Raw genomic sequence first — 25,821 nt, forward strand, 5'->3', positions numbered from 1 at the left:
TTCACCTCACTTACGGAGTTACGTCAGTTTTAAACCACTTCTCACTGAGCTTTTTCACCGTGCCGTCAGCCAGCGCGGCATGGATCGCCTCATCCAGCCTGGCTTTCAGATCGTTATCCGCCATGCGCACGCCCATTGCTTCGCCCTCGCCCCAAATTGGACCGCCGAGCTGTGGGCCGCTGAAGACCAGATTGTTGTTCTCTTTGCGCGCCAGCATCGATTGCGCAAAGGTCACGTCATCGAACACCGCATCGATACGACCGGATTGCAGATCGAGCATCGCATCCGCCGAAGAGGTGTATTCGCGTACCTCGGTATCGCCTTTGAAGTACTTGTCGATAAAGGGCGTGTAAACCGTGCCGGAGGCGATACCAATGGTTTTGCCCTTCAGCGCCGCTTTCAGTGGGGCAATTGCCGCGTTGATCGCTTTCTCGTCGTCATGCAGCTTGATGATGTTGTGATCGGCCGGCAGCAGCGGATTGTCTTTAGTGGTAATAAAGGTGGCGGGCGTTGAAGCGTATGGCGTGGTGAAGTTAACCACTTTTTTGCGCTCTGGCGTGATGACAATCGCATCCATGATCACGTCATATTTTCCGGCGTTGAGGCCGGCGATCATGCCGTCCCAGTTCTGCACCACCAGCTTGCACTGAATGCCCATGCGCTTGCACAGGTCTTCCATCAGTTCCGGTTCAAAGCCGCCCAACTTGCCGCCCGGCAGCGTCAGGTTCCAGGGTTCGTAGCTGCCTTCGGTAGCGATGGTGATCGATTTCCACTCTTTCGCCTGGACGGCAATGCCGCTGATCATCAGGCTGGCAAACAGGGTCGTGAGGCAAAAACGGCGAATCGGGGCGCGGTGCGTCATGCGGCATCTCCTGGCTATTAATCGAATTTGGCAGTCTCTGCTTATGCAATATTTGCAGATGACCTTTCATGTATATACAAGTTAGCGTGCGGCAGATCATTGTCGGCATAAGCTTTTTGTGAGCCAGCCAGTATAAAAATTCATAATCGCTGCGCGGTCTTTACTTGTACATACAACCTAGCAAGCACTATGCCAAATCGGCAAAGCCGCAAATTCAGGGAGATGGTCACGCGATGGACGTAATATTGCACCGCGAGGAGGCAAGGTGTGCATTGTGGTGGTGCAGGCTCACGAATCGTAGCGGCGCGATTAATCGCGCGTATGAATGGCGACCACATTGCCAATCTGAATAACGTGCAATAAATTGCGCCGCTACGAATAGGTGCGGGGATTTAGTTCGATTTACCGGCGTCTAGAAACGCCTGCATCAGCGGTTTCAGTACCTTCTGCAGCTGCGCTGCGCGATCCTGCTGCCAGGCAAACGGCGAGGTTTCATCCATATAATTGAGCTGCGCCAGCTCCAGCTGCACCGCCTGCACGCCTTGCTCCGGCTGGCCGTAGGCGCGGGTAATATAGCCGCCTTTAAAGCGTCCGTTCGCGATCCAACTGTAATCGTTTTGCGCATGACACACCTGTTTGATCGCGTTGATCACCGCCGTTGAACAGCTGGCGCCATCATTAGTACCGATGTTGAGATCCGGTAAACGCCCCTCAAACAGCCGCGGGATCACCGAGGCGATCGAGTGCGCATCAAACAGCAGCGCGTAACCATGTTCAGCTTTCAGGCGTGCCAGCTCCTGCTGCAGCTGTTGATGATAAGGCTGCCAAATCGTGTCCAGATAACCCTGGCGTACCTCGGCGCTCGGCGTTTTACCCGGTGCAAAGGTGGGGCTGCCGTCGAACAGGGTTTCCGGATACAAGCCGGTGGTCGCCGTGGTGTAGAGCGGCTGATTATCCGCCGGCCGATTAAGGTCAATGACAAAACGTGAATAGTGACCAATTAACACGCTGGCGCCGAGATCGCGCACAAAATCGTACAGCAGCGGCAAGTGCCAATCGGTATCCGGCAGGCCGCGCGCTGCGTCGCTCAGGCCGGCGTCCACTTCCGGCGTTAACTGCGTGCCGGCGTGAGGAATGCTGACCAGCAGCGGAATCTTACCGGCGGTGAAATGAAAAGGTGTCATTGCGCTTCTCCACGATAAATAACCTGGCACGGCAATTCGCCGCCCAGCCAGTAAACCAGCTCAGCCGGACGCGCCAGCGGCCAGTGAACAAAATCCGCCACCTTGCCCGCTTCCAGCGAACCGTGCGAGTGCTGTAATCCCAGCGCTTTGGCGCCCCACAAGGTCACGCCCGCTAACGCCTCTTCCGGCGTCAAACCAAACAGCGTGCAGCCCATGTTCAACATCAGTCGCAGCGAAAGCGCCGGTGAGGTGCCCGGATTGGCATCGCTGGCCAGCGCCATCGGTACGCCGTGTTCACGGAACAGTGCAACCGGCGGACGCTGGGTTTCACGCAACAGATAAAACGCGCCCGGCAGCAACACCGCCACGGTGCCGTGCTGCGCCATCGCTTGCGCATCCGCTGCGGTGGCGTACTCCAGATGATCGGCGGAGAGCGCACCGTAACTGGCCGCCAGTGCCGCGCCGCCCAGCGCCGAAAGCTGCTCGGCGTGCAGTTTCACCGGCATGCCCAATGCTTTGGCGGCATCAAAGACCGTGCGAACTTGCTCAGGAGAAAAGGCCAAATGCTCGCAAAACGCATCCACCGCATCCGCCAACCCTTCTGCTTTCACCTGCGGTAACAGCCGCTGGCAGATGATATCGATCCAGCCTTGCGGATTGTCTTTAAACTCCGGCGGGAAACCGTGCGCGGCTAAGCAAGTGGCCTGCACATCGGCAGGCACCGTTTCCGCCAACTCACGAATGGCGCGCAGCATGGTCAGTTCGCTGGCTTCATCGAGACCGTAACCAGATTTAATCTCTACCGTGGTGACGCCTTCCGCCAGCAGGCGATCCAGCCGCCAGCGCGCACTTGCCACCAGCTCTTGCTGCGAGGCCGCGCGGGTGGCGCGCACCGTGGAGAGAATGCCGCCGCCCTGTGCAGCGATTTCTGCATAGCTCACACCATTAAGACGCTGCTCAAACTCCTGGCTGCGATCGCCGCCAAACACCAGATGCGTATGGCAATCCACCAGACCGGGCGTGATGATGCCGCCGGAAAATTGGTGCTGTTCGCGCGCGGCAAAAGCCGGGCATTCACTGCGTGGCCCCACCCAAATCAGTTTTCCCTGATTGACCGCCAGCACGCCGTCGGCAATCAGATTGTAGTGCCCGTCACGCATCGTAACGATGTCGGCCCCCAGCCACAGGCTGTCGATCTGCTCTGTTTCTGCCATCCCACTCCCCTTCGCGTTCGGCGATTTACACTGCGCTTCAAAGTATGTATATGTATATACAACTTTCCGCCATGCAGGATCAACCATGACAACCTATTTTGCCCCACGCGTACTGCTGGCCGACGGCTGGCATGAGCGCGTGCTGATTACCACCAACGCAACCGGACAGATCACCCAACTCGCGCCCAACAGCGAGCCCGGCGATGCCACGCGTCTTGCCGGACCGGTGATTCCGGCGATAGCGAATCTGCATTCACACGCCTTCCAGCGCGCGATGGCGGGATTGGCTGAAGTGGCGGGCGATCCGCAGGACAGCTTCTGGACATGGCGCGATTTGATGTATCGCATGGTGCAGCGCTTGTCGCCCGAGCAGGTTGGCGCTATCGCCACGCATCTCTACATCGACATGCTGAAAGGCGGTTACAGCCAGGTGGCGGAATTCCACTATTTGCACCACGATGCGCACGGCAAACCCTACGCCGATGATGCCATGCAGCTGGCACTGATGGCGGCAGCGGAGACCGCCGGCATCGGTCAAACCTTGCTGCCGGTGCTCTACAGCTACAGCGGTTTTGGTTCGCAGCCGGCCAGCGATGGCCAGCGCCGTTTCATTCAGCAAACCGACGCCTATCTGCAACAGCAGCAGCGCGTGGCGAGCTGGAGCGCGGATAAGCCGCTGCTTAATCATGGCATCTGCTTCCATTCGCTGCGCGCGGTAAATGAAGCGCAGATGCACGAAGTATTAGCCGCCTGCCCGCAGGATGTGCCGGTGCACATTCACGTCGCCGAGCAGGAGAAAGAGGTTAACGACAGCCTGGCGTGGAGCGGTGAGCGTCCGGTGGCGTGGCTGCTCAATCGCTTCGCGGTCGATCAGCGCTGGTGCTTGATTCACGCCACTCATCTTGATGACGACGAAATTCAGCGCATGGCGGCAAGCGGCGCGGTAGCGGGATTGTGTCCGACCACGGAAGCCAACCTCGGCGACGGCATTTTCCCGGCAGTCGAGTACATCGCGCGCGGCGGCCGCTGGGGCATTGGCTCCGACAGCCACGTGTCGCTTAGCGCATTGGAAGAGCTGCGCTGGCTGGAGTACGGCCAGCGACTGCGCGATCGTCGTCGCAACCGCATCACCTTGTCCAATCAACCTTCCGTAGGCGATCTGCTGTGGCAGCAAGCCGCACAGGGCGGCGCGCAGGCATGTGGTTTGCCGGCGGGTGAACTGGCGATAGGCAAACGTGCTGACTGGCTGGTGCTGGCTGAAGACGCGTTCCTCAGCAGCGTTAGCAGCACAGCGCTGTTGAACCGCTGGCTGTTTGGCGGCCAGCGCGAACAGATCCGCGACGTGTTTGTGGCGGGCAAGCAGGTAATCAGCGAAGGCCATCATGCGGCAGAAGAGCGTGCAGCAGCGAACTTTGCCGGGGCGATGAGGGCGTTACAATGAGCACCCGTTTTGCCTACGACCAGCTTCCGGTCAGCCGCTGGCGCAACGGCGGCGGTGAAACACGAGAAATCGTCAGTTATCCGCCGGGCGACGCGCAGTTTGCCTGGCGCGCCAGCATCGCTACCATCTCCGCCGACGGGCCGTTTTCACCTTTTCCCGGCATCGATCGCGTGATTACCCTGCTGCACGGCGATAGCGTGCTGTTGCGCGGCGATCACGGGGAACACGTTTTACAGCCGCATCGACCTTGGCCGTTTCCCGGTGAATGGGCGATTGACGCCCGCATTCGCGGCAGCTGTGAGGATTTTAATATCATGACGCGCCGCGACAGCTGGCGTTCTCAGGTTACCGTTGAGCAAAAAACGGCCAGCAGTGAAAACGGCGTGGCGTGGGTGTTGGCGGGAGAATGGCAAACATCGGCTGGGGAGATGCTGGAAGTGGATCAGGGGATCTGGTGGCTGGATGAAAAGCTTGAGCTGGCACCGCAAACGCCGGATGCCAGACTGTTATTTGTCACGCTTAGCCGTGTCCTCTAAAGCGCCCCAGCAACTTATAACGCGATCCCGGATACAACAGGCGCGCGTAGGTCACAATCTTGTTGTCGCTCCACGTCTGACGACGAATCAGCAGGCACGGCTCATGTTCATCCAGCGCCAGATGCTTACGCTGACGCAGATCCGGCAGCACCGCTTCCACAATATGCTCACCAGCGGTCAGCGGCGCAACGCGCATCAAATAGGTGTACGGCGTCAGCTGCTGATAATCCTGGCTGAGATAATCCGGAGCCACCAGTGGATTGACCAAGCGATCTTCCAGCTGTACCGGCAGATCGTTTTCGTAATGCACAATCAGCGAATGGAACAGCGTTTGCCCGGTGGATAACCCCAGCACCGCCGCCTGTTCCGGATCGGCCTTCATCTGCCCAATCGACAAAATCTTGCAGCTGTGACGATGGCCACGCTGCGCGATCTCATCTGCGATGTTGTGCACTTCCAGCATCGCGGTGTAGCCCTTCATCTCCGCGACAAAGGTGCCCACGCCCTGCATGCGCACCAGAAAACCCTCGCTGGTGAGTTCACGCAGCGCGCGGTTAATGGTCATACGACTGACGCCCAGCTCGTTCACCAGTTCACTTTCAGACGGCACGCGCTGGTTGGCTTTCCAGTGACCTTCGCGGATTTGGCTGACGATCGCCTGCTTCACCCGCTGGTAAATCGGCGCAGGCTCATCGCCCATCGCCGCAGCCAGCTGTGCTACTGCTGTTTGCTCCGCCATTTCCTGTTCCTTTAAAGAATAATGCCCAAAGTTTACTGTCTCAGCCCGTAAATGTATATACATCTAATTGTGCAAGGCGCCCAGCATTGGTGCAGCTTTCGCCCTGCTGCGGTGCAATCCCGCTGCGTTTACACCGCATAACGCGCATTGCGTCGTATTTCACAGAACGTGAACAATCTGGCATAGCGCTTGCTACTTGTATAGACAAGATTAGACACTTATGCTTCACTCATCGCAATCCACGGCAAATCGGACAGCCACATCGCAAAATATCGGCGTCCCATTCATGCCAGATCACTTGTATAGACAGGAGTAGACTATGTCAGGTTCGGTTCAGGAAATTCGCCTCGTTCCCGGTGAAGTGGACCTCGCTACCTTGCGCACCATCTATCAAAGCAAGGTAACGCTCACGTTGGCCGATGATGCGCGCGCAGCGATTGCGCGTGCCCATGAAACCGTCGATGCCATCGTCGCATCCGGCAACGTGGTGTACGGCATCAACACCGGTTTCGGCAAGCTGGCGCAAACCCAGATCCCTTCGGCGCGGCTGGCCGAGCTGCAGCGCAATCTGGTGCTGTCGCACAGCGTTGGCCTCGGCGATTTGCTGCCGGACAACGTGTCGCGTCTGGTGGTCGCGACCAAAATTATCAGCCTGGCGCGCGGTCACTCTGGCGTGCGTATCGAACTGATTGAAGCGCTGCTGGCGTTGTTCAACGCCGGTGTGATGCCGTGCATCCCGGAGAAAGGTTCGGTGGGCGCGTCAGGCGATCTGGCCCCGCTGGCACATCTTTCCCTGATGCTGCTGGGCGAAGGTCAGGTACACGTCGATGGCGAGTTAATCCCCGCGACCGCAGGTTTAGCGCGCGTTGGCCTGCAGCCGATTGTGCTGGGCCCCAAAGAAGGTCTGGCGCTGCTCAACGGCACGCAGGTTTCGAATGCGCTGGCGCTGCGCGGGTTGTTCGAAGCGGAAAACCTGTTCGCGGCGGGCCTGATGGCCGGCGCACTGTCGCTGGAAGCGATTAAAGGCTCGGTGAAACCTTACGATGCGCGGATCCACGAAGCGCGCGGCCAGCTGGGACAGATCAACGTTGCCGCTGCCGTCTCCTCTTTATTAGCTGGCAGTGAAATCCTCGGCTCACACACCCACTGCGGCCGCGTGCAGGATCCCTACTCGATTCGCTGCGTGCCACAGGTGATGGGCGCCTGCCTCGATAACCTGTCGCACGCCGCGCGCGTGTTGCAGATTGAAGCCAACGCCGCCTCCGATAATCCACTGGTGTTCAGCGACAGTGGCGATGTGATTTCCGGCGGTAACTTCCACGCCGAGCCGGTGGCCTTCGCCGCTGATATTCTGGCGCTGGCGATTGCCGAAATCGGCGCGATCTCCGAGCGTCGTCTGGCGCTGCTGCTGGATACCGGCCTTTCCGGTTTACCGCCGTTCCTCGTCAATGATGGCGGCGTTAACTCCGGCTTTATGATTGCGCAGGTCACTGCTGCAGCGCTGGCGTCTGAGAACAAATCGCTGGCGCATCCGGGCAGCGTTGACAGCCTGCCAACCTCCGCTAACCAGGAAGATCACGTCTCGATGGCGACCTACGCGGCCCGCCGCCTCGGCAGCATGTGCTTCAACACCGCCGCTGTGGTCGGCATTGAGGCGATGGCTGCGGCACAAGGCATTGATTTCCATCGTCCGCTGCAGAGTTCGCCGACGCTGGAGCAAGAGATGAGCCGCATTCGCGAGAAGGTGGCCTTCCTCGATCACGACCGTTTACTGGCGCCGGATATCGAATCCATGCGTCTGTGGGCCAGCGCTCCTGCATGGCCTGAATCTCTTACCGCGCTGCTTCCAAGCCAGCGTAAGACTGTTAATTAAGGAATCGATGATGAGCGAAACTTTGACTCAGGCTGTAGCCCGTGAAATCCGTGCGCCGCGCGGTAATGAATTGCACTGCGCCAACTGGTTGATTGAAGCGGCTTACCGCATGATCCAGAACAACCTCGATCCTGACGTGGCAGAATGCCCGGAAGATCTGGTGGTGTACGGCGGCATCGGTAAAGCCGCGCGTAACTGGGAGTGCTTTGAGCAGATCCTGCGTTCGCTGCGCGCCCTGCAGCCGGAAGAGACGCTGCTCATCCAGTCCGGTAAACCGGTGGGCGTGTTCCGTACGCATGCCGATGCGCCGCGCGTGCTGCTGGCTAACTCGAATCTGGTGCCGCATTGGGCCAACTGGGATCACTTCCACGAGCTGGATCAAAAAGGCCTGATGATGTACGGCCAGATGACCGCCGGTTCGTGGATCTACATCGGTGCGCAGGGCATCGTGCAAGGTACCTTCGAAACCTTCGCTGAAGCGGGTCGTCAGCATTACGACAGCGATCTCAGCGGCCGCTGGATCCTCACCGCCGGTTTGGGCGGCATGGGCGGCGCACAACCGCTGGCGGGTGTGTTAGCCGGTGCCAGCGTGCTGGCGATTGAGTGCCAGGAAACACGTATCGATTTCCGTATCCGCACCCGCTACGTCGACCACAAAGCCTATACGCTGGACGAAGCACTGGCGCTGATTGATCAGGCCAACAAAGAGAAGCGTGCCATTTCTGTTGGTCTGCTGGGCAACGCCGCTGAAATCGTGCCGGAGCTGGTGAAACGTGCCAAAGCGGGCGGCATGAAGCCGGACATCGTCACCGATCAGACCTCAGCACACGATCCGATTAACGGTTATCTGCCGGTTGGTTGGGATCTGGCGCGCTGGGAAGCCGAGCGTGTCAGCAACCCGAAAGCGGTGGAAAAAGCCGCGCGCGCTTCAATGGCGGTACATGTGCAGGCGATGCTGGATTTCCATCACATGGGCGTCCCGACCGTGGATTACGGCAATAACATCCGTCAGGTGGCGCTGGATGAGGGCGTGAAAAATGCCTTCGATTTCCCGGGTTTTGTGCCGGCCTATATTCGTCCGCTGTTCTGCGAAGGCAAAGGCCCGTTCCGCTGGGTGGCGCTGTCAGGTGATGCGGAAGATATCTACAAAACCGATGCCAAGCTGAAAGAGCTGTTCCCGGATCACCAGAATCTGCATCGCTGGCTCGACATGGCGCAGGAGCGTATCGCCTTCCAGGGCTTACCGGCGCGTATCTGCTGGCTGGGTCTCGGCGAGCGCCACAAAGCGGCGCTGGCGTTCAACGAAATGGTGCGTAACGGCGAGCTGAAAGCGCCGATCGTCATCGGTCGCGACCATCTGGATTGCGGTTCCGTGGCGTCACCGAACCGTGAAACCGAAGCGATGAAAGACGGCTCGGATGCGGTATCCGATTGGCCGCTGCTCAATGCCCTGCTGAACACCGCAGGCGGCGCGACCTGGGTGAGTCTGCATCATGGCGGCGGCGTCGGCATGGGCTTCTCGCAGCACTCCGGCGTGGTGATTGTGTGTGACGGCAGCAAAGAAGCCGATGCGCGTCTGGGCCGCGTGCTGTGGAACGATCCGGCCACCGGCGTAATGCGTCACGCGGATGCCGGTTACGAATTAGCGCAAAGCTGCGCGCAGGAGCACGGTCTCAACCTGCCGATGCAGAAATAACGTCCAACCCGCGCACGCCGCCAATCCCCTCTCCCGCCTGCGGGAGAGGGTTAGGGTGAGGGACAGCGCGCACCTTTCAACATTGTGCAGCTTTCCCCTGATCCCAGCCTTCTCCCGCAAGCGGGAGAAGGCGCTTAACAGCCCATTCGCTATATTCCATTCCGCTATACCCTATAGCCAAATTATTCCGTTCCGCGATAGACGCCGCCATACGCTTGCCACTACAGTAAATACATTATTTTGCAGCTCACGCTGCTAATGGAGAGTCTTACCTTATGAGCCTGCCTGCTGCACTGCTGGAAAACGCCCTCAACTGGCGTCGTCAGTTACACCAACATCCTGAGCTGGGTTACCAGGAGCAGCAGACCAGCGAGCTCGTCGCACAGGTCCTCACCGAGGCCGGATTACAGGTATTTCGTGGCTTAGCGGGCACCGGCGTAATCGGCACCTTAGAGAACGGTCCCGGACCGGTTATTGGTCTGCGCGCCGATATGGATGCGCTGCCGATCACCGAAAAAGGCGCGCCGCAGTGGAAGTCGCAAACAGCCGGCGTTATGCATGCCTGCGGTCACGATGGTCACACTTCGATTCTGCTGGCGGCGGCTTGTCAGTTGGCGGTTACGCGCAACTTCAGCGGTACTATTCATTTCATCTTCCAGCCCGCCGAAGAGAATCTCGGTGGCGCGCGCAAGATGGTGGAAGAAGGCCTGTTCCAGCGCTTCCCGATGGATGCGGTTTACGCCATGCACAACTGGCCGGGCATGCCGGTGGGCACGCTGGCGGTGAATCCGGATGCGATGATGGCGTCACTCGACTCGTTCGAAATTACGCTGCACGGTAAAAGCTGCCATGCGGCGATGCCGGAAAGCGGGGCCGATCCCATGGTGGTCGCCGCCGAGCTGATTCTGGCGCTGCAAACCATTCCGTCGCGTCGTCTGTCGCCACTGGCTTCGGCTGTGGTGAGCGTGACGCAGATTCACGGCGGCGAAGCGATTAACGTCATTCCTGAGCAGATTGTGTTGCGCGGCACGGTGCGATGTTTGCAGACCGACGTGCGCAATCGCGTGCGCGGTCTGATCGAGGATTTTGTCACTACGTTGCCGCGCCCATTTGGCGTCAGCGGCGAGATTCACTGGTATCCCGGTTATCCGGTCACCGCCAACCATGCGGAGCAAGCCGAACAGGTGCGTGCGGTCGCGGTTGATCTGCTCGGCGAGGCGCAGGTGCATTGGCAGGTGAACCCTTCAATGGCTTCGGAAGATTTTGCCTGCATGATGCAAGCCTGCCCCGGCGCCTATTTCTGGCTGGGTGCCGATGGCGCGACGCCGTCCGCACCGCTGCATAACGCCAATTACGATTTTAATGATGAGCTGCTGCCGATCGGTATTACCTTCTGGCAGCAGTTGGTAGAGCGCGTGCTGGCGAAAGCGTAAGGGCGGTCGCCAGGAATGGCGGATGCTTGCTCGTGCCGTCGCGGCGCAATTTATTATGCAATAGCGGGATGGCGACATTGCCGCCATTGAACAGCGCGATTAATCGCGCCGCTACAGCTTGTGTGCGCTGTAAATGAGGCGCTTAATTCAATGGCTTTATTCTTCACATCCCCGCCAACTGTAACTTCACTTCTGCATCCGCCAGGCTAGCCGATTCACCGGTCGCCATCAAACAACACGCCAGCTGCAAACGCAGCGCCTGCGGCACCGCGCGTTCCCCGGCTAATACCTGATTGATCCACGCGGCGGTGTCCTGTGCACTTTTGCTTTCCGGCAGTTCCACACTGACTTCCGGCTGGCGCTCAACCCACACTTCCGCTTCTGCACCCGCGCCACGAATGTAGTTAATCGCCGGGCAGCGCTGCGGATTGGCATACACCTCGCCTTCGGTCCCGTTGAGCAGAATCGCCGGTGCATCGATATCCTGGAAGAATTTCCCCACGCGCGGCACATATTCCGGATGCGAGACGCTGGCCAGGCGCAGCGCAGCACGTTCGGCAAACGGCGTCGCCAGTTTCGCCAGCGTATGCGCGCTGTTACGCACGCCCATGCGCCAGCGCAGCGACAGCTGTTGCGCCATTGGCGCACACAGATGGTCGATGGTGATAAACGCCAGTTCGCCGTTATCCAGCTTCGCCTGCGCCTGTGCGGCGGAGGTGACAGGCGCGATGTCCAGCGCTGCCAGCACCGCTTCGGTGGTGATGCGCGTAGGATCGTCGCTGACGCCGTGCAGCAGCACCGGGAAGCCCAGCTTCACCAGCAGCAGCGCCAGCAGCGGCGTCAGATTGCCCTGACGGCGCGCGCCATTGTAGCTGGGAATGACAATCGGCATGGGCCGGTTAGCGGGTGCCTGCAACTGCATCATCTGCTGCTGCATCGCGTGATAAAAACCGCGCATCTCCTCTTCGCCTTCGCCCTTGATGCGCAGCGCAATCAGCACGCCACCGAGCTCCAGCTCCGGCACGTCACCGGCCAGCATCGCGCTGTAGAGCGCCTGCGCGGTGGCGAAATCGATATCGCGCGCGTGATTTTTACCGCGCCCAATCTCTTTAATAATTTTATTCAGTTCCATCAGGCATTCCCGCTTCCAGGGCGCGCCGCCGTGCGGCTGCCAAAAATTGATCGTTAGATTTTCTTACTGCGACGTTTTTTCGTCTTGTCACTGCTGGCTTCCGGCATCGGCGGTTGCTCAATCGGGAACACCGGTAGCGCGGCCAGCAGTCGGCTGCCATAGGCTTTGTTGAGCAGGCGGCGATCGTAAATCACGATTTCGCCAAAGCAGCTGTGGCTGCGAATCAAACGTCCTACCTGCTGAATCAAGGTAAAGGAGGCGCTCGGCAAGCTCTGCACTTCGAACGGATAGCGTTTCAGGCTCTTCAGCCATTCGCCCTCGGTCAAAATTACCGGACTGTCCACCGGTGGAAAAGCGATTTTATGGATATGCACCTGCGACAGCAGATCGCCTTTCAAATCCAGCCCTTCGGCGAACGATTGCAGCCCGACCAGAATACTGATTTTACCGGCTTCGACGCGTTCCCGATGCAGCGCCACCAGGCGCGAACGCGGCTGATCGCCCTGCACCAGCATCGACAGGCGCAGATCAGGAATATGTGCGACAAACTGCTGCATCGCGCGGCCACTGGCGAACAGCACCAGCACCCCTTTGTGCTTCTCTTCGGCGATCTGCTGGCGGAAAAAGCGCGCCATCTCGGCAATGTGCTCCGCTTCCTGCGCCATCTGCGGCTCAAACTGCATCTGCGGAATCACCAGCTTGCCCTGGTCGATATGGTTAAACGGTGAATCCAGTGCCACAAAGCGGTCGCCGGCTTTCTCACTCAGGCCGGACATCTCCTGCAAACGGTTGAAGCTGTTGAGCGAGCGCAAAGTGGCCGAGGTCACCACCACATGCGGGATTTTGCGCCACAGGATTTTTTCCAGCTGATCGCTCACGCGAATGCCCGCGCAGTGGAACAGCAGATGCGCCTGGCCTTCACGGATCTCACGCGTAATCCACTTCGACACCGGCGCATTGGAAGCTTTCTCCATCGCCGCCAGCCGCCACAGTTTGCTGATCGACTCGAACCAGCCGAAGTGGCGATTGAGCTGAATGATAGCTTTATGCAGCCGCATGATATCGGCTTTCCCGGTTTGCTCGCCCAACTCGTTGAGCAGGCCTTCGCTTAAGCCGCGCAGCGCGTCACTCAGCTTGAACAGCCGCGCGCACAGGCTCAGCAGCTCTTCCGGCAATTCACCCAATACAAAGCGGAACTCGCCCGGCTGATTATGGCCCGGCAGCAGCGGATTGAGCGCATCGCACAGGATCTGCAGCAGCTCGCGCATTTCATCGCAGTGGCCTTTCAGGCGTTCCGGATTGGTGAGCGGCGGCGGCGATTTTGGGCGGAACTGCGCCATGATAGTTTCCACCAGCCGCACAAACAGATCGAGCTGCAAACTGCTCCAGCCGGGCGTGATCTCTGCGCTCATCTCCAGCGCATCGCGCGCCACTTCCGGCAGATGATGGCCTTCGTCCAGCACCAGCATCAGGTTTTTCGCCGGTGGCAGCACCGATTCATTCTCCATCGCCGCCATCACCAACGCATGGTTGGCGACCACCACATCCGCCTGCTCAATTTCGCGACGCGCGACAAAGAACGGGCATTCGCGATACCAGCGACAGTGATGCCCGAGGCAGTTGGCTTTGTCGGTGGAGAGGCGTTGCCACAAGCTGTCCTCGATGTTGACATCGGTGTGATCGCGCAAGCCATCCCAGCGGTAGCTACTGAGCTGCTTCTCTAGCTTGGCGCAGAATTTCTGCTCCTCTTTCGAGCCGGTGACCGCCTCTTCATCCAGATAGAGCAGCAAATCGCCCTGCTGATCTTCGGTCGCCGCCAGCGCCGCAAGGTTGCGCGGACAAACATAGCGTCCACGGCCAAAGGCGGCAGTAAAAGTGAGATCGGGGATGATTTTCTTCAGCAGCGGCAGATCCTTGCTGAAGATCTGGTCCTGCAACGCCACGTTGGCGGTGCTGATCACCAGCCGCTTCTCCTCGGCGCGGCTCACCGCAATGCCGGGAATCAAATAAGAAAGGGTTTTGCCGACGCCGGTGGGCGCTTCAATCGCCAGATGACGACCTTCGTCACCGGCCAGACTTTTCGCCACTTCGGCAATCATCTGGCGCTGCGGCGCGCGCGGGATAAAGTCAGGAACCTGCTGCTGCAGCGCCTTATACCATTGCGCAATCTGGCTTTTTATCGCTGCTGTCAGGGCCATTTTCGTTACTGTTTGCTGAATTGGCCTGTATTTTTACACAGTATTGGCGCAGCGTCAGCTTTCGCTGCTATTTTTTCGCGCTGGATTCAGAATTTCACGCATCGCGCGGATTAAGGTTTCACGCGCGCGCCCACGGCGGAACGCAAAAGAGAAAGGCGCGCGGAAGTGGAAATGGTGCGGCAGCAGGCGGCGCAGCGTGCCCTGCAGTTCCCCGCTGCGCGCGTAGTGTTCGGGCAAATAGCCAATGAAGCGGCCAGAGAGAATCAGCGTCAGCTGCGCTTCGATGCTCTCCACTGAAGCGTTGCTCTGGCGGAAGCCGCGCTTGTTCAGCTCCTGCTGATTCCAGTAACGCCGCGTCACCATGCCGGTCTGCTGCACGGTGCGCACATCCGGATGGCCCTCAGCCAGCGGATGTTGCGGGCTGCAATAGAGCCAATGCTGTTCTTCGTAAAGCGGAATAGTCACCAGATTGCTGGCGCGCAGCGGAAAGTGCCCAATCGCCAAATCGAGCCGATCCTCCAGCAACTGCTGCTGCAACTCATTGGGATCGCGCACGCTCAGATTAAAGAACACCGCCGGAAAGCGCTGGTTAAAGCGGGCGATAGCGGCAGGCAGATCCAGCGTGCTATCGGTGACGGTGGCGTCCACCACGCCAAGCGAGAAAGTGCCGCCCTGCGCGCTTTTCAGCGTCTCAACCTGCTCCTGCCAACCCGCCAGCGTCGCCAGCATCTCCTGACAGTAGCGATAAAACTGCTCGCCTTTGCTGGTCAGGGTAAAGCCGCCGCGCCCGCGCTGACAGAGGATAAAACCGAGCTGGCTCTCGAGCTCGCTCATGTAGGCGCTGATGGCCGGCGTGGTCATGTTCAGCGCCTGCTGCGCGCGCGAATAGCCCTGATTTTCCACCACGCTGGCGAACACCTGCAGCAGTTTAAGATTGGGAAGCGTCTGCACCGATTTTCCTTCAGAGATTGCTGACTAAAGTTAAGTAATCTCTGAAGTGATTATCGGCTGTCAAGGATTTTTCCGGCGCGCGGGCTGGGTAATGATGGGTTTTACCTGACTGAAGGAGTGCGTGATGACCGATTTCCCCCAGCCGCAAGGCGGCAACGAAATGCCCCGTTTCGCCGGACGCGGCACCATGATGCGTTTACCCGCCGCTGAATCACCAGCCGATTTGGATGTGGCGTTCGTCGGCATTCCGCTGGATATCGGCACCTCGCAGCGCAGCGGTACGCGCTATGGCCCACGCGCCATCCGCGCCGATTCAGTCATGATCCGACCCTACAACATGGCCACCGGCGCCGCGCCCTTTGATTCGCTGCGCGTCGGCGATCTCGGTGATGTGCCGATCAACACTTACAGCCTGCTGAAATCAGTCGATATCATTGAAAACTATTATACCGAGCTGAATAACTGGCCGATTATCCCGTTAACGCTGGGCGGCGATCACACGCTGACGCTGCCGATTTTGCGCGCGCTGGCGAAGAAGCATGGGCCGATGGGGCTGATTCACATTGATGCCCACACCGACACCAACGACGAGATGTTTGGCGAGAAGATCGCGCATGGCACCACGTTCCGCCGCGCGGTGGAAGAGGGCCTGCTCGACTGCCAGCGCGTGGTGCAAATCGGGCAACGTGCGCAAGGTTACGCCGCCGATGATTTTCAGTGGGGCGTCGATCAGGGCTTCCATCTGGTGCCCGCCGAACAGTGCTGGTATCGCTCCATGACGCCGCTGATGGCCGAGGTGCGCGCGCGTATCGGCGACGGCCCGGTGTATCTCTCTTACGACATCGACAGCTTCGATCCCGCGTGGGCACCCGGCACCGGCACGCCGGAAGTGGGCGGTTTGACCTCGATGCAAGGGCTGGAGATCGTGCGCGGCTGCCGTGGACTCAATCTGGTGGGCGGCGATCTGGTGGAAGTCTCGCCGCCGTACGACATCAGCGGTATGACCTCGCAGCTGGCGGCCAATATCCTTTATGAGATGCTGTGCGTGTTGCCCGGCGTCCGTTACACAGAGAACAAGTGATGACACAACAGAATCTGGTTTTCCCGGCGCGCGTGCTGCGCGGTGCGGGCGTGATCAACCAATTAGGCGCGATCTGCGCCGGACTGGGACAGCGTGCGCTGCTGATTGGCGGCCATCAGGCGTTGCAGGCAGTAGAAGCGCAGGTTCGCGCGCAGCTGCTGGCGGCCAACGTCACGCTGTTAGCTCAAGAGTGGTTTGGCGGTGAAACCTCGATCAATCAGATCAATCGTCTGGCGACGATGGCCAGCGAGCTGCACGCCGAGGTGCTGATTGGCGTGGGCGGTGGTAAATCGCTGGATACGGTGAAAGCGGTAGGCGCCCAGATTGGCGTGCCGGTGATCACGCTGCCAACCATCGCCGCCACCTGTTCCGCGGTGACGCCGCTGAGTATTCGCTATGACGATAACGGCAATTTCTTCGACATCTTCCCGCTGCCGCAGGCACCGGCGGCGGTGATCATTGACAGCGAGCTGCTGGCTAAAGCGCCCGCCCGCTGGCTGGCCGCCGGGCTGGGCGATACGCTGGCGAAGTGGTACGAGTTCCGCGCGGTCAGTGCACGTCATCCGGCACGCGAGGGCAATGCGCTCTCGTCACTGGCGCACAGCCAGATCTGTTATGACGTGATTGGTGAACATGGACCGGCAGCCCATGCCGCAGTGCTGCGTGGTGAGAGCAGCGCGTCGCTCGATCAGGTGCTGGATGCGATTTTCACCTGGGCGGGATTAACCTCGCTGATGAGCAACGGCGCACACGCGGCGGCTTCGCACGCGATTTATGAAGGCTTTACCTTCTGCGATAAAACCCGCGAGTTTGGGCACGGCTTGCTGGTCGGCTTCGGCAATCTCTGTTTGCTGGCGCTGGAGAACCGCACCGATGAGGAAGTGCTGGATGAGATGCGCCTGGCGCGCGATTGCGGCGTGCCGCTGACGCTGAGCGAGATTGCCGAGCTGGATGAGAGTGAGCTGGCGCTGATTGTGCGCGAATCGGTGCATGCGCCGGATATGGAGAACATGGCCGAAGCAGTGACCGAAGCGCGCTTGCTGGCAGCGATAGCGCGGATTGAGGGGTTAGCGGGCAGGGTTTAGTTTGTGCTCGCTGTGGTTTGAATGTGCTCGCTGTGGTTTGAATGTGCTCGCTGTCCCCCATCCCGGCCTTCCCCCGCAAGCGGGGGAAGGAGACGCTGCCACATGCAGCTCCCAACTCACATATAGCAGCATCTTCCTCCCCCATTTATGGGGGAGGACCGAGGAGGGGGACAGCGTGCACCTACCGAGGAGGGGGACAGCGTGCACCTACCAACGGGACAGCGAGCACACACCAAAAAGAAAAAAAATCACCCAATCCCCAACAACCCCACCACTTCCCGCACATCCGCCACTTCATCCAGCTCCAGACACACCGCCTCGAGCCGTTCGACCTGCTCCAGCGGCAATACGCGCGCGGCCAAACTGCGGTATTTCGCCAGCAAGGCATCCAGCGTGAGCGGATTGGTTGGCGCGCCTGACGGCACCGGCACATGCTGCTGCCACTGCGCGCCCTGCCCGGTTTCCAGCCGCACCCACGGCTCGTCGTCGCGGCTCTGCTGCTCATCGATCACCAGCTCAATACGTGCCAGCAACGCTTCCACATCGGGATGCAGGCGTTTGGCGTCGTCATAACTGGCCAGCTCCGCCGAGCCGTACAGTGCGCGCGCCGCCAGCGCATACGGCAGGCTCATCTGCGCCGCCGCCAGGCTGTGTAACTCGCGTCCGCCGCACATCTCCAGCAGGAACGGATTAACGCCCACCACGATGCGAGCGATCTGCTCTACCCGCACATCATGCTGTTGCAGCAGGATTCCCAGCGCATCAATCGCCGCGTGGGTGCCACGGCACGAAGCGTAGGGTTTGATTGAGCAGCGCGCCAGTTTCCACACCTCGCCGAGATCGGCCGTCAAAGCCTGCGGCTGCTGGGTTTCCGCTGCTAAGGTTTGCAGGAAGCCGCCCCAGCGCGGTTCAAACACCACTGAAGGGCCGCTGATACCGCGTTGTGCCAGCAGCGCGGCCTGTACGCCGCCTTCTGCTGCGCGCGCGGCATGGAGTTTCTTGGTGTGCGATCCATCGTGAATAAAGCCCCACAAACCGCCGCTGAAGCTGGCGGCAATGCCCAGCGCAGACGCACACTGCGCGCGATCCAGCTGCAGCAGCGAACAGACCGCCGCCGCCGCACCAAACACGCCGCAGCTGGCGGTAGAGTGCCAGCCTGCGCCGTTGTGCGCCGAGTAACCGCCGCAGGCTTCTAACACGCGGCGGCCAACGTCATAGCCGATCACCATCGCCACCAGCAGCGCTTGCCCGTCCACCGGCTGCGTCGCCAGCGGCAAAGCCGCCAGCAGCGCCGGGATCACCACCGCACCGGAGTGATCGCAGCCGCCGGTATCGTCGAGTTCATACATGTGCCCCGCCACGCCGTTCAGCCACGCCGCCTGTCGCGGATTGGCCTGCTGCGCGCTGCCCCAAATCTGCGCCTGTTCGCGGCCACCTTCGGCCTGCACCAGCGCCAGACACTCGCGCCAGATCGGGCTGTCGCAGCCCGCCAGCGAAGCACCGAGCGTATCAAGCAGATGGCGTTTCGCCTGCTCCACCAGCGGTTCAGGCAGTTGTGCAAAACGCGTCCCGGCGATAAAGGCCGCCAGTTGATCAAGCGAGTTCGCCATGCGCACCTCCAGTGATGCGGGTAAACACCTCCGCCGGATGGCAGACATCGTTATCCGGCTGCGTCTGCCAGTGTGCCGCCGCCTGCTCAGCGGTGGCGATCCACACATTGTGCTGTTGCAGCATGTCGAGCAGCGCCCGCAACAAACCAATGCGTCCGGCGGTGCCGATGATTTCCGGATGCAGGCGCAGCAAGTAGCACAGGCCAAAGCGGTGGAAGCCGTGGAAATCCTGCGTCATATTCGCCAGAGTTTCGCCATACGGCGCGATGCGCGATTGTCCCGGCGGAATAGCCGGGCTGAGGTTAAAGGCGAAGTACGGCTCATCTTCCAGCGTGTAGTGCATCGGTAATTCCACCAGACGCGTACCGGGATGGAAATACGGCATATCGTCGCCGCGCCAGCTCGATGACCATTTAATGCCGCGTGCGATCAACGCCTGCGCCAGTCCCGGTTTCCACTGCCCGGCGGGCGTACGGAACCCCGTGATTTTGCGTCCGGTTATCTGCGCCAGCTTGTCGCAGCCGCGCGTCACGCTGGCGATCTGCTGCTCCAGCGTCAACAGCGAGAAATCTTCGTGGGTATCGCCGCTGCAGGCGATTTCATGGCCGCCGGTCACGATGCGCTGCACCAGTTCCGGCTGCTGTTCGGCGACAATCGCGGGCATACACCAGCTGGCTTTGAGCTGCTTTTCTGCCAGCAGCGCCAGCAGGCGATCGACGCCGCGCAGCGTGCCGTAGCGCCACACCGACAGCGTTTTATCGCGCCCCGCCACTGCCGGAGCCTGAGTGAGAATGCCGTGAATATCGTTGAAATCGATAGTGAGGATCGCCGCCGACTGGAAACCCAGCGGCCAGCGTGAAGGTTCAGTCATGCTGTTGCTCCTGCAAATACCACTGCGCCACCGCGTCGCAGCGCGCAAACCAAACGTCATCGCGCGCCGTCATATGTGCAAACAGCTGTTCCAGCAGCAGCAAGCGTCCCGGCTGGCCGGAGATTTTCGGGTGGAACAGCGTGGTGAGGCACAAGCCTTCATTCATCGCGCCATCGAACTCGCGCTGCCAGTTATCACGCGTGTGCGCATAGCTGGCGATGCGGTCGCCACCTTTGGGGAAGTCGGGCTGGCGCGTGTAGGCCAGCGAGGCGTAATCATCCATCTCCCACTTACCGGGGACCTCCACCAGCGGCGTATGGCCCGCCACCGGAATGCTGTAAGGACGATCGTCGCCGCGCATGCTGCTGGAGTAGATCACGCCCGCGTCACGCAGGATTTGTGGCGTTTCGGCATGCCAGTCGCCCGACGGCGTACGAAAACCGCAGGCGGTGATGCCCAGATGCTGGTGAAAGACTTCAGCGGATTTCGCCATGACTGCGCGCTGTTCATCCGGTGAAATCGCCCAAAAGGATTCGTGGCGATAGCCGTGATAGGCCACTTCGTGGCCCTGTTCGATAATCGCCTGACACTGCTGCGGCCACTGCTCCACCACCCACGCCGGCACAAAGAAGGTGGCGGGAAGGTGGAAGGCGCGCAGCAGGTCAAGCAGACGCCCGAGCGCGCGGTACGGCCCGTAAGCCCCAAAAGTAAAATACTCTGGCGTTGACCACAGGCTGCCATTCAGCATGGCATCGCCGGTGGGACCGTCGAGGTCAAACGCCAGCGCCATACAGCCGCGTTTACCCTGCGGCCAGCGCACTGCGCCCGGTTGTTGCATCTGCGCGCTCCTTAGCCCTGGTTGACGGTCGCCTTCGCCACGCCGTTGTCTGCCAGACCCCATTTGCCGAGGATTTTCTGGTAAGTGCCATCGGCAATCATCGCGTCGATAGCCGCCTGAATCGCGGTGGTCAGCTCGCCCGCATCTTTACCAATCGCCATGCCGGTGTACTGGAAGGAGAAGGCTTTATCCAGCGCCTTATATTTGCCCTTTTCCAGATCCATGATGTACGGCAACGTTTCACTGCCCTGCACCACGCCATCCAGACGGTTCTGACGCAGCTGGGTGCGCGCATCGGCGGTGCCTTCAGCACCTACCACAATGATCGCCGGCTTACCGGCCGCTTCACAGTGCGCTTTTGACCAGTTGGCAATCTCCTGCGGGAAGGTGGTGCGACGGCTGGTACCGACTTTCTTACCGCACAGATCCATCGCGCTGTTGATGTCGCTGCGCGCGGATTGGGTGTAGAACTGCGGGCCGGTTTTGAAGTAATCGATAAAGTTCACCACCTGCTGACGCTCTTTGGTGTCCGTCATGCCAGACATCACCAGATCGACGCGCTTGGTCACCACCGCGTTCACCATCTGTTCGAAGGCGATCTCCTGCCAGTTGATCTTAACGCCGAGTTTTTCACCAATCGCCTGGCCGAGGTCGTAGTCCACGCCGGTCAGCTGGTTGGTCGCCGGATCTTTAAAATCCATTGGCGGATAGTTCGGCATGATCGCTACCGTCAGCCCTTTCTCTTTGATCGCCGCGGGTACGGCGATGTCTGCCCAGGCAGAGGATTGCAGCAATACGGCGGCACTGATGGCACTCAATAACAGCTTTTTCATATTCACCCCGGTAATGTTTAAAGAAGAATCGCGTTGATAAAGTTTTTCATCCGTGGATTTTGCGGGTTCAGCAGAATGTCTTCCGGTGCGCCCTGCTCGATAATCCGTCCCTCGTCCATAAACACCACCTGATTGGCCACCTCACGGGCAAAGCCCATTTCGTGCGTGACCACCAGCATGGTGGTGCCCTCTTTTGCCAGCTGACGCATCACCGCCAGCACTTCGCCCACCATCTCCGGATCCAGCGCCGAGGTGGGTTCGTCAAACAGCATCAGTTTGGGTTTCATCGCCAGCGCACGAGCAATCGCCACGCGCTGCTGCTGGCCGCCGGAGAGCGACTGCGGATAGTCGTGCGCTTTGTGCGCCAGACCCACGCGATCGAGCAGCGCCATCGCCTCTTCGCTGGCTTCGCGCCTTGGGCGCAGCAGCACGCGACACGGCCCTTCGATGATGTTCTCCAGCGCGGTTTTGTGTGGGAACAGGTTAAAGCGCTGGAACACCATGCCGGTTTGCAGGCGCTGGCGCGCAATCTGTTTGTCGCTTAGCGTATGCAGTTTGTTACCGGCGATGCGATAGCCCGCCAGCTCGTTGTCAACCCAAATTCCGCCTTTATCGACCTTCTCCAGCTGGTTAATGCAGCGCAAAAAGGTGCTTTTGCCGGAACCGGATGGGCCGAGGATGCACATCACCTCGCCGTAGTTCACTTCGAGGCTGACATCCTTCAGGGCGTGGAACTGGTCGAAATATTTGTTCACCTTAACGGCGCGCACGATGTTTCTCATGTTGGGCTCCTGATTACTGACGCTGACGATGGCCGCGTGAGAAATAACGTTCCAGTCGGCTCTGTCCAAACGACAACACCGTGACCACAATCAGGTACCAAATGCCTGCCACGAACAGCAGTTCCATGACGCGCGCGTTGGCGAAGTAGATGGTTTGCGTGTTGTAGAGCAGTTCGGAGTACTGAATCATGCTGGCGAGGCTGGTGGTTTTGATCATGCTGATAAATTCGTTGCCGACCGGCGGCAGAATCACGCGCATCGCCTGCGGCAGAATGATGCGCTGCAGCGCCTGCAGACGCGGCATGCCGATGGCTTTCGCCGCTTCGTATTGTCCGGTATCCACCGACAGCAGGCCCGCGCGCACCACTTCCGAGGTGTACGCGCCCTGATTGATGCTCAAACCGAGCAGCGCGGCGAGGAACGGCGTCATGATGGTGACGGTTTGCACGCTGAACACGCCGGGAATGCTGATGGTGGGAAACACCAGCGCGAGGTTGAACCACAGCAGCAGCTGCAGAATCAGCGGCGTGCCGCGAAAAATCCACGCGTAGCCCACGGCGATGTAGTGCAGCACCGGATTCGGCGACATGTACATGATGGCGGTGATGACGCCAAACAGTACGCCGAGCCCCATCGCCAGCACCGACATGATCAGCGTGTTGACCACGCCGTTGAGAATCGCCTGGGCGGTAAAGAACTGGCCGACAAACGACCATTCGATATTGCCGTGCGCAAAGGCGTTTACCAGCAGCGCCAGCAGCAGCAGAATCACCGCCGACGCGGTGATACGGCCGTAGTAACGGCGCGGCACCACTTGGTAACGATCGAGATCGTAATGCGTCTGCTCGCGGCTGTTGTTCAAACCCGGCTCAATCGGCGTTGATTGCGACATAAGTTCTCCTCAGGCGCGTGGGCCAGCGTAATCTTCGGTCCAGCGCTGCTGGTCCTGCATCAGGGTTTGCAGACGTGCCAGCTGCTCACGTACGCGTGCCGGTGCGGTACCGCCGTAGCCGCTACGGGCCGCCAGCGCGGCTTCCAGCGTCAGCGCACTGCGCACCTCCGGCGTTAAGCGGACATCCACCGCCTGCAGTTGCGCATCGCTGAGATCCGACAGACCGCAGTTTTCGCGCTCGCACAATTGCACCAGCTGGCCGGTGATCTCATGCGCTTCGCGGAACGGCACGCCGCGCATCGCCAGCCAGTCGGCCACTTCGGTCGCCAGCGTGAAGCCGTCCGGTGCCTGCTCGCGCATCACGTCGGTGTTGAATTTCAGCGTCGCCATCATGCCTGCCATCGCCGGTAGCACTAGCAGCAGCGTATCCACCGCATCAATCACGTTGCGTTTGTCGTCGCTGAGATCGCGGTTGTAGGAGAGCGGCATCGCTTTCATGGTGGTGAGCAGCGCCATCAGATTGCCGACCAGGCGGCCAGCGCGGCCGCGCGTCAGTTCGGCGATGTCCGGGTTTTTCTTCTGCGGCATGATGGAGCTGCCGGTGGCGTAGCTGTCATGCAGCTCGACCCAGCGGAACTGGCGCGATGCCCACATGCACACTTCTTCGCACAGGCGTGACAGGTTGATGCCGATCATGCTGGTGACAAACAGGAATTCAGCGGCATAGTCGCGGCTGGCAACGGCATCAATGGAGTTTTCGCACGGCGCGAGATAGGAAAGATCGGCGGCGGCCTGCTCCGGCTGGCGCGCAATGGCGGAACCGGCCATCGCAGCGGCACCGAGCGGACAGCGTGCGCTGCGGCGATCCCAATCCTGCATACGTTCAATATCGCGGGCAAAGGATTGCGCGTGAGCCAAAAGTTGATGACCAAAAACAATCGGCTGCGCCTGCTGCAGATGCGTGAAACCGGGCGCGACGCTTTCGGTGTGCTGTGCCGCCTGCTCGACCAGCGCCTGCTGCAAGGCCAGCAGCGCGCTCACCACCTTGCGACCGTTGTCGCGCAGGTAAAGACGCAGGTCGTTAACGGTTTGATCGTTACGCGAACGCCCGGCGCGCAGCTTGCCGCCCAGCGGACCTAAACGCTCGGTCAGCGCGCGTTCGATAAAGGTGTGCACATCTTCGTCGGCGGCAATCGGATGCAGCTGACCGGCGCGATAATCGGCGTCTAACGCGTCAATGGCCGCCAGCATGGTGCTGAGCTCTTCGGCGCTCAGCAACTCGCCGCGCGCCAGTTCACGGGCATGCGCCCGGCAGCCCGCCAGATCGTAAGGTGCCAATGCAAAGTAATAATCCGGGCTACGAGACAGCGCGGTTAAACTCGCCGCCGGTGCCGCTTTAAAACGCGCGCCCCATAACAGTTCGGCATTATCAGACATGCTATTTCCCCTTACAGATAATCATCAGCGATATGAAAAAGATATGGATGAGCCAGTTGAAATAATAAAAACTTATTTTATGGCTACACTGGTAAATAGGGCCTATTTCAGGTTCACTGTACTTTCACCGCAATTATTCCGGAGTTGAATAGCAAAAATGGAAAGTAAAGTTTCCCAGTCCGGAAACAATGCAAATAATCGCAGCGATAATGCGGTTCTGGCACTGAGTAATATCGATTTAAAATTACTGCGGGTATTTAAATGCGTGGTAGAAGCGGGCGGATTAACCGCTGCCAGCCACGAATTGAATATTGGTCTGGCGGCGATCAGTAAACAGGTTTCCGATCTGGAAATTCGTCTCGGTATGACGTTATGCAGCCGCGGACGCGAAGGTTTTGAGCTGACGCAGTACGGCATCAACGTCTACCAGGCCACGCTGGAGCTGTTCGTCTCGCTGAATCTGTTTCGCGAGCGGCTGCACAACAGCCGCAACGAACTGCTGGGCGACATTGCCATTTGCGTGGTGGATAACACCATCTCCGATCCGCAATCTCCGGTCACCGCAGCGGTGCAACAGCTGCACCAGAAAGCGCCAAAGGTACAAATTCGACTGCAAACCGCGCAATTAGATGATATTGAGCGCGGCATCAGCGAAGGCCGTTTTCATTGTGGTATTGCACCGGTTTATGAAATGAAAAGTGATTTTGATTACTTCCCGCTTTATAAGGAATATTCAAAATTATATTGCTCCATGTCACATCCTTTATATTCTGGATCGTGCGATAAAAATATATCGCTGGACATATTACGTGAGCAGAAAATTATTAATCATTTATATGTAACGCCGCGCGACGATCGTCGCATCATTCCCTTACAGGACAGCGGCGTGCAGGCGGTTCAGGTTGAATCTGTCGCCATGCTGATTTTAACCGGCCATTTTATTGGTTATTTACCGGAACATTATGCCGCCGCGTTTATTGCGCGTGGGCAGCTGTGTGAGTTGGGTGATGATTCGACTCGCCGTGAAAACCCGTTTTGTTTGATGATGAAGAAGGGCCGCAAAATAAACCCGATTATCCGGCTGTTTATGCAGGCGCTGGGGATTGGCGAGGCGGAAGGACCGCACTGAGTTG

General features: G+C 59.4%; 22 protein-coding genes. 8 read left to right on the forward strand and 14 right to left on the reverse strand.

Going from position 1 to position 25,821, the window contains the following annotated elements; genetic code table 11:
• Positions 1-10: 10 nt before the first annotated feature.
• The 3 genes from IB226_RS17415 to hutI all read right to left on the reverse strand — a co-directional run bounded on the left by IB226_RS17415 (position 11) and on the right by hutI (position 3,260).
• Positions 11-862 carry a transporter substrate-binding domain-containing protein gene (locus tag IB226_RS17415; RefSeq protein ID WP_192236565.1) on the reverse strand — a complete coding sequence of 284 codons (852 nt, stop codon included), beginning with the start codon at positions 860-862 and terminating at the stop codon, positions 11-13.
• A gap of 392 nt (positions 863-1,254) precedes the next feature.
• A complete protein-coding gene (gene hutG / locus IB226_RS17420; RefSeq protein WP_192236566.1) occupies positions 1,255-2,046 on the reverse strand; it encodes an N-formylglutamate deformylase in 792 nt (263 codons plus the stop codon).
• Positions 2,043-3,260, reverse strand: coding sequence for an imidazolonepropionase (gene hutI, locus IB226_RS17425; protein WP_192236567.1), 1,218 nt, complete (start codon positions 3,258-3,260; stop codon positions 2,043-2,045). The genes hutG and hutI overlap by 4 nt, the downstream gene beginning before the upstream one ends.
• An 85-nt stretch (positions 3,261-3,345) precedes the next feature.
• Between hutI and IB226_RS17430 the strand changes: the two genes are divergently transcribed.
• Both IB226_RS17430 and IB226_RS17435 read left to right on the forward strand, forming a co-directional pair.
• A complete protein-coding gene (locus IB226_RS17430) occupies positions 3,346-4,701 on the forward strand; it encodes a formimidoylglutamate deiminase (protein ID WP_192236568.1) in 1,356 nt (451 codons plus the stop codon).
• A complete protein-coding gene (locus IB226_RS17435; RefSeq protein WP_192236569.1) occupies positions 4,698-5,237 on the forward strand; it encodes a HutD family protein in 540 nt (179 codons plus the stop codon). The genes IB226_RS17430 and IB226_RS17435 overlap by 4 nt, the downstream gene beginning before the upstream one ends.
• Here IB226_RS17435 and hutC read toward each other — a convergent pair.
• Positions 5,221-5,976 (reverse strand): histidine utilization repressor, encoded by a 756-nt coding sequence (hutC, locus tag IB226_RS17440; protein ID WP_192236570.1) that lies wholly within the window; start codon positions 5,974-5,976, stop codon positions 5,221-5,223. The genes IB226_RS17435 and hutC overlap by 17 nt on opposite strands.
• 319 nt (positions 5,977-6,295) lie before the next feature.
• Between hutC and hutH the strand changes: the two genes are divergently transcribed.
• From hutH to IB226_RS17455, 3 genes are all read left to right on the forward strand, one after another.
• Positions 6,296-7,849, forward strand: coding sequence for a histidine ammonia-lyase (hutH, locus tag IB226_RS17445; protein ID WP_192236571.1), 1,554 nt, complete (start codon positions 6,296-6,298; stop codon positions 7,847-7,849).
• A gap of 10 nt (positions 7,850-7,859) precedes the next feature.
• Positions 7,860-9,545 carry a urocanate hydratase gene (hutU, locus tag IB226_RS17450; RefSeq protein ID WP_192236775.1) on the forward strand — a complete coding sequence of 562 codons (1,686 nt, stop codon included), beginning with the start codon at positions 7,860-7,862 and terminating at the stop codon, positions 9,543-9,545.
• A 275-nt stretch (positions 9,546-9,820) separates the two neighbouring features.
• Positions 9,821-10,978: a M20 aminoacylase family protein gene (locus tag IB226_RS17455; protein WP_192236572.1), complete on the forward strand. Its 1,158-nt coding sequence runs from the start codon at positions 9,821-9,823 to the stop codon at positions 10,976-10,978.
• Positions 10,979-11,141: 163 nt separating this feature from the next.
• On the opposite strand, the gene ybiB is transcribed toward IB226_RS17455, so the two are convergent.
• The 3 genes from ybiB to IB226_RS17470 are packed head-to-tail and all read right to left on the reverse strand — an operon-like array spanning position 11,142 to position 15,259.
• Positions 11,142-12,110 carry a DNA-binding protein YbiB gene (gene ybiB / locus IB226_RS17460; RefSeq protein ID WP_192236573.1) on the reverse strand — a complete coding sequence of 323 codons (969 nt, stop codon included), beginning with the start codon at positions 12,108-12,110 and terminating at the stop codon, positions 11,142-11,144.
• A gap of 53 nt (positions 12,111-12,163) precedes the next feature.
• Positions 12,164-14,308, reverse strand: a complete 2,145-nt coding sequence (gene dinG / locus IB226_RS17465) for an ATP-dependent DNA helicase DinG (protein WP_101763133.1) — start codon at positions 14,306-14,308, stop codon at positions 12,164-12,166.
• Positions 14,309-14,362: 54 nt separating this feature from the next.
• Entirely contained in the window at positions 14,363-15,259 is an 897-nt protein-coding gene (locus IB226_RS17470) for a LysR family transcriptional regulator (RefSeq protein ID WP_192236574.1), read from the reverse strand.
• A 124-nt stretch (positions 15,260-15,383) separates the two neighbouring features.
• Between IB226_RS17470 and speB the strand changes: the two genes are divergently transcribed.
• Both speB and IB226_RS17480 read left to right on the forward strand, forming a co-directional pair.
• Positions 15,384-16,340, forward strand: a complete 957-nt coding sequence (gene speB / locus IB226_RS17475) for an agmatinase (RefSeq protein WP_101763135.1) — start codon at positions 15,384-15,386, stop codon at positions 16,338-16,340.
• Positions 16,340-17,425, forward strand: a complete 1,086-nt coding sequence (locus IB226_RS17480) for an iron-containing alcohol dehydrogenase family protein (protein ID WP_192236576.1) — start codon at positions 16,340-16,342, stop codon at positions 17,423-17,425. Before speB ends, IB226_RS17480 begins: the two co-directional genes overlap by 1 nt.
• A gap of 248 nt (positions 17,426-17,673) precedes the next feature.
• Here IB226_RS17480 and IB226_RS17485 read toward each other — a convergent pair whose 3' ends face one another.
• The 7 genes from IB226_RS17485 to argH are packed head-to-tail and all read right to left on the reverse strand — an operon-like array spanning position 17,674 to position 24,688.
• Positions 17,674-19,035, reverse strand: a complete 1,362-nt coding sequence (locus IB226_RS17485) for an MmgE/PrpD family protein (protein WP_192236577.1) — start codon at positions 19,033-19,035, stop codon at positions 17,674-17,676.
• On the reverse strand, positions 19,019-19,906 hold the full coding sequence (locus tag IB226_RS17490) for a polysaccharide deacetylase (RefSeq protein ID WP_192236578.1): 888 nt from the start codon (positions 19,904-19,906) through the stop codon (positions 19,019-19,021). Before IB226_RS17490 ends, IB226_RS17485 begins: the two co-directional genes overlap by 17 nt.
• On the reverse strand, positions 19,899-20,744 hold the full coding sequence (locus IB226_RS17495; protein WP_192236579.1) for a polysaccharide deacetylase: 846 nt from the start codon (positions 20,742-20,744) through the stop codon (positions 19,899-19,901). Before IB226_RS17495 ends, IB226_RS17490 begins: the two co-directional genes overlap by 8 nt.
• A gap of 11 nt (positions 20,745-20,755) precedes the next feature.
• On the reverse strand, positions 20,756-21,577 hold the full coding sequence (locus IB226_RS17500; protein WP_192236580.1) for an ABC transporter substrate-binding protein: 822 nt from the start codon (positions 21,575-21,577) through the stop codon (positions 20,756-20,758).
• A gap of 17 nt (positions 21,578-21,594) precedes the next feature.
• Entirely contained in the window at positions 21,595-22,359 is a 765-nt protein-coding gene (locus IB226_RS17505) for an amino acid ABC transporter ATP-binding protein (RefSeq protein WP_192236581.1), read from the reverse strand.
• A gap of 13 nt (positions 22,360-22,372) precedes the next feature.
• Complete coding sequence (locus tag IB226_RS17510; RefSeq protein ID WP_101763141.1) at positions 22,373-23,251, reverse strand: amino acid ABC transporter permease; 879 nt, start codon at positions 23,249-23,251, stop codon at positions 22,373-22,375.
• 9 nt (positions 23,252-23,260) lie between these two features.
• A complete protein-coding gene (gene argH, locus IB226_RS17515) occupies positions 23,261-24,688 on the reverse strand; it encodes an argininosuccinate lyase (protein WP_110865790.1) in 1,428 nt (475 codons plus the stop codon).
• Between the two features lie 157 nt (positions 24,689-24,845).
• On the opposite strand from argH, the gene IB226_RS17520 reads away from it, so the two are divergent.
• The gene (locus IB226_RS17520; protein ID WP_192236582.1) at positions 24,846-25,817 is read left to right on the forward strand and encodes a LysR family transcriptional regulator; all 972 of its coding nucleotides are present in this window, start codon (positions 24,846-24,848) and stop codon (positions 25,815-25,817) included.
• Positions 25,818-25,821: the final 4 nt, after the last annotated feature.

This window comes from Pantoea sp. PNT03 (assembly GCF_014852515.1).
GTDB lineage: Bacteria > Pseudomonadota > Gammaproteobacteria > Enterobacterales > Enterobacteriaceae > Pantoea > Pantoea leporis.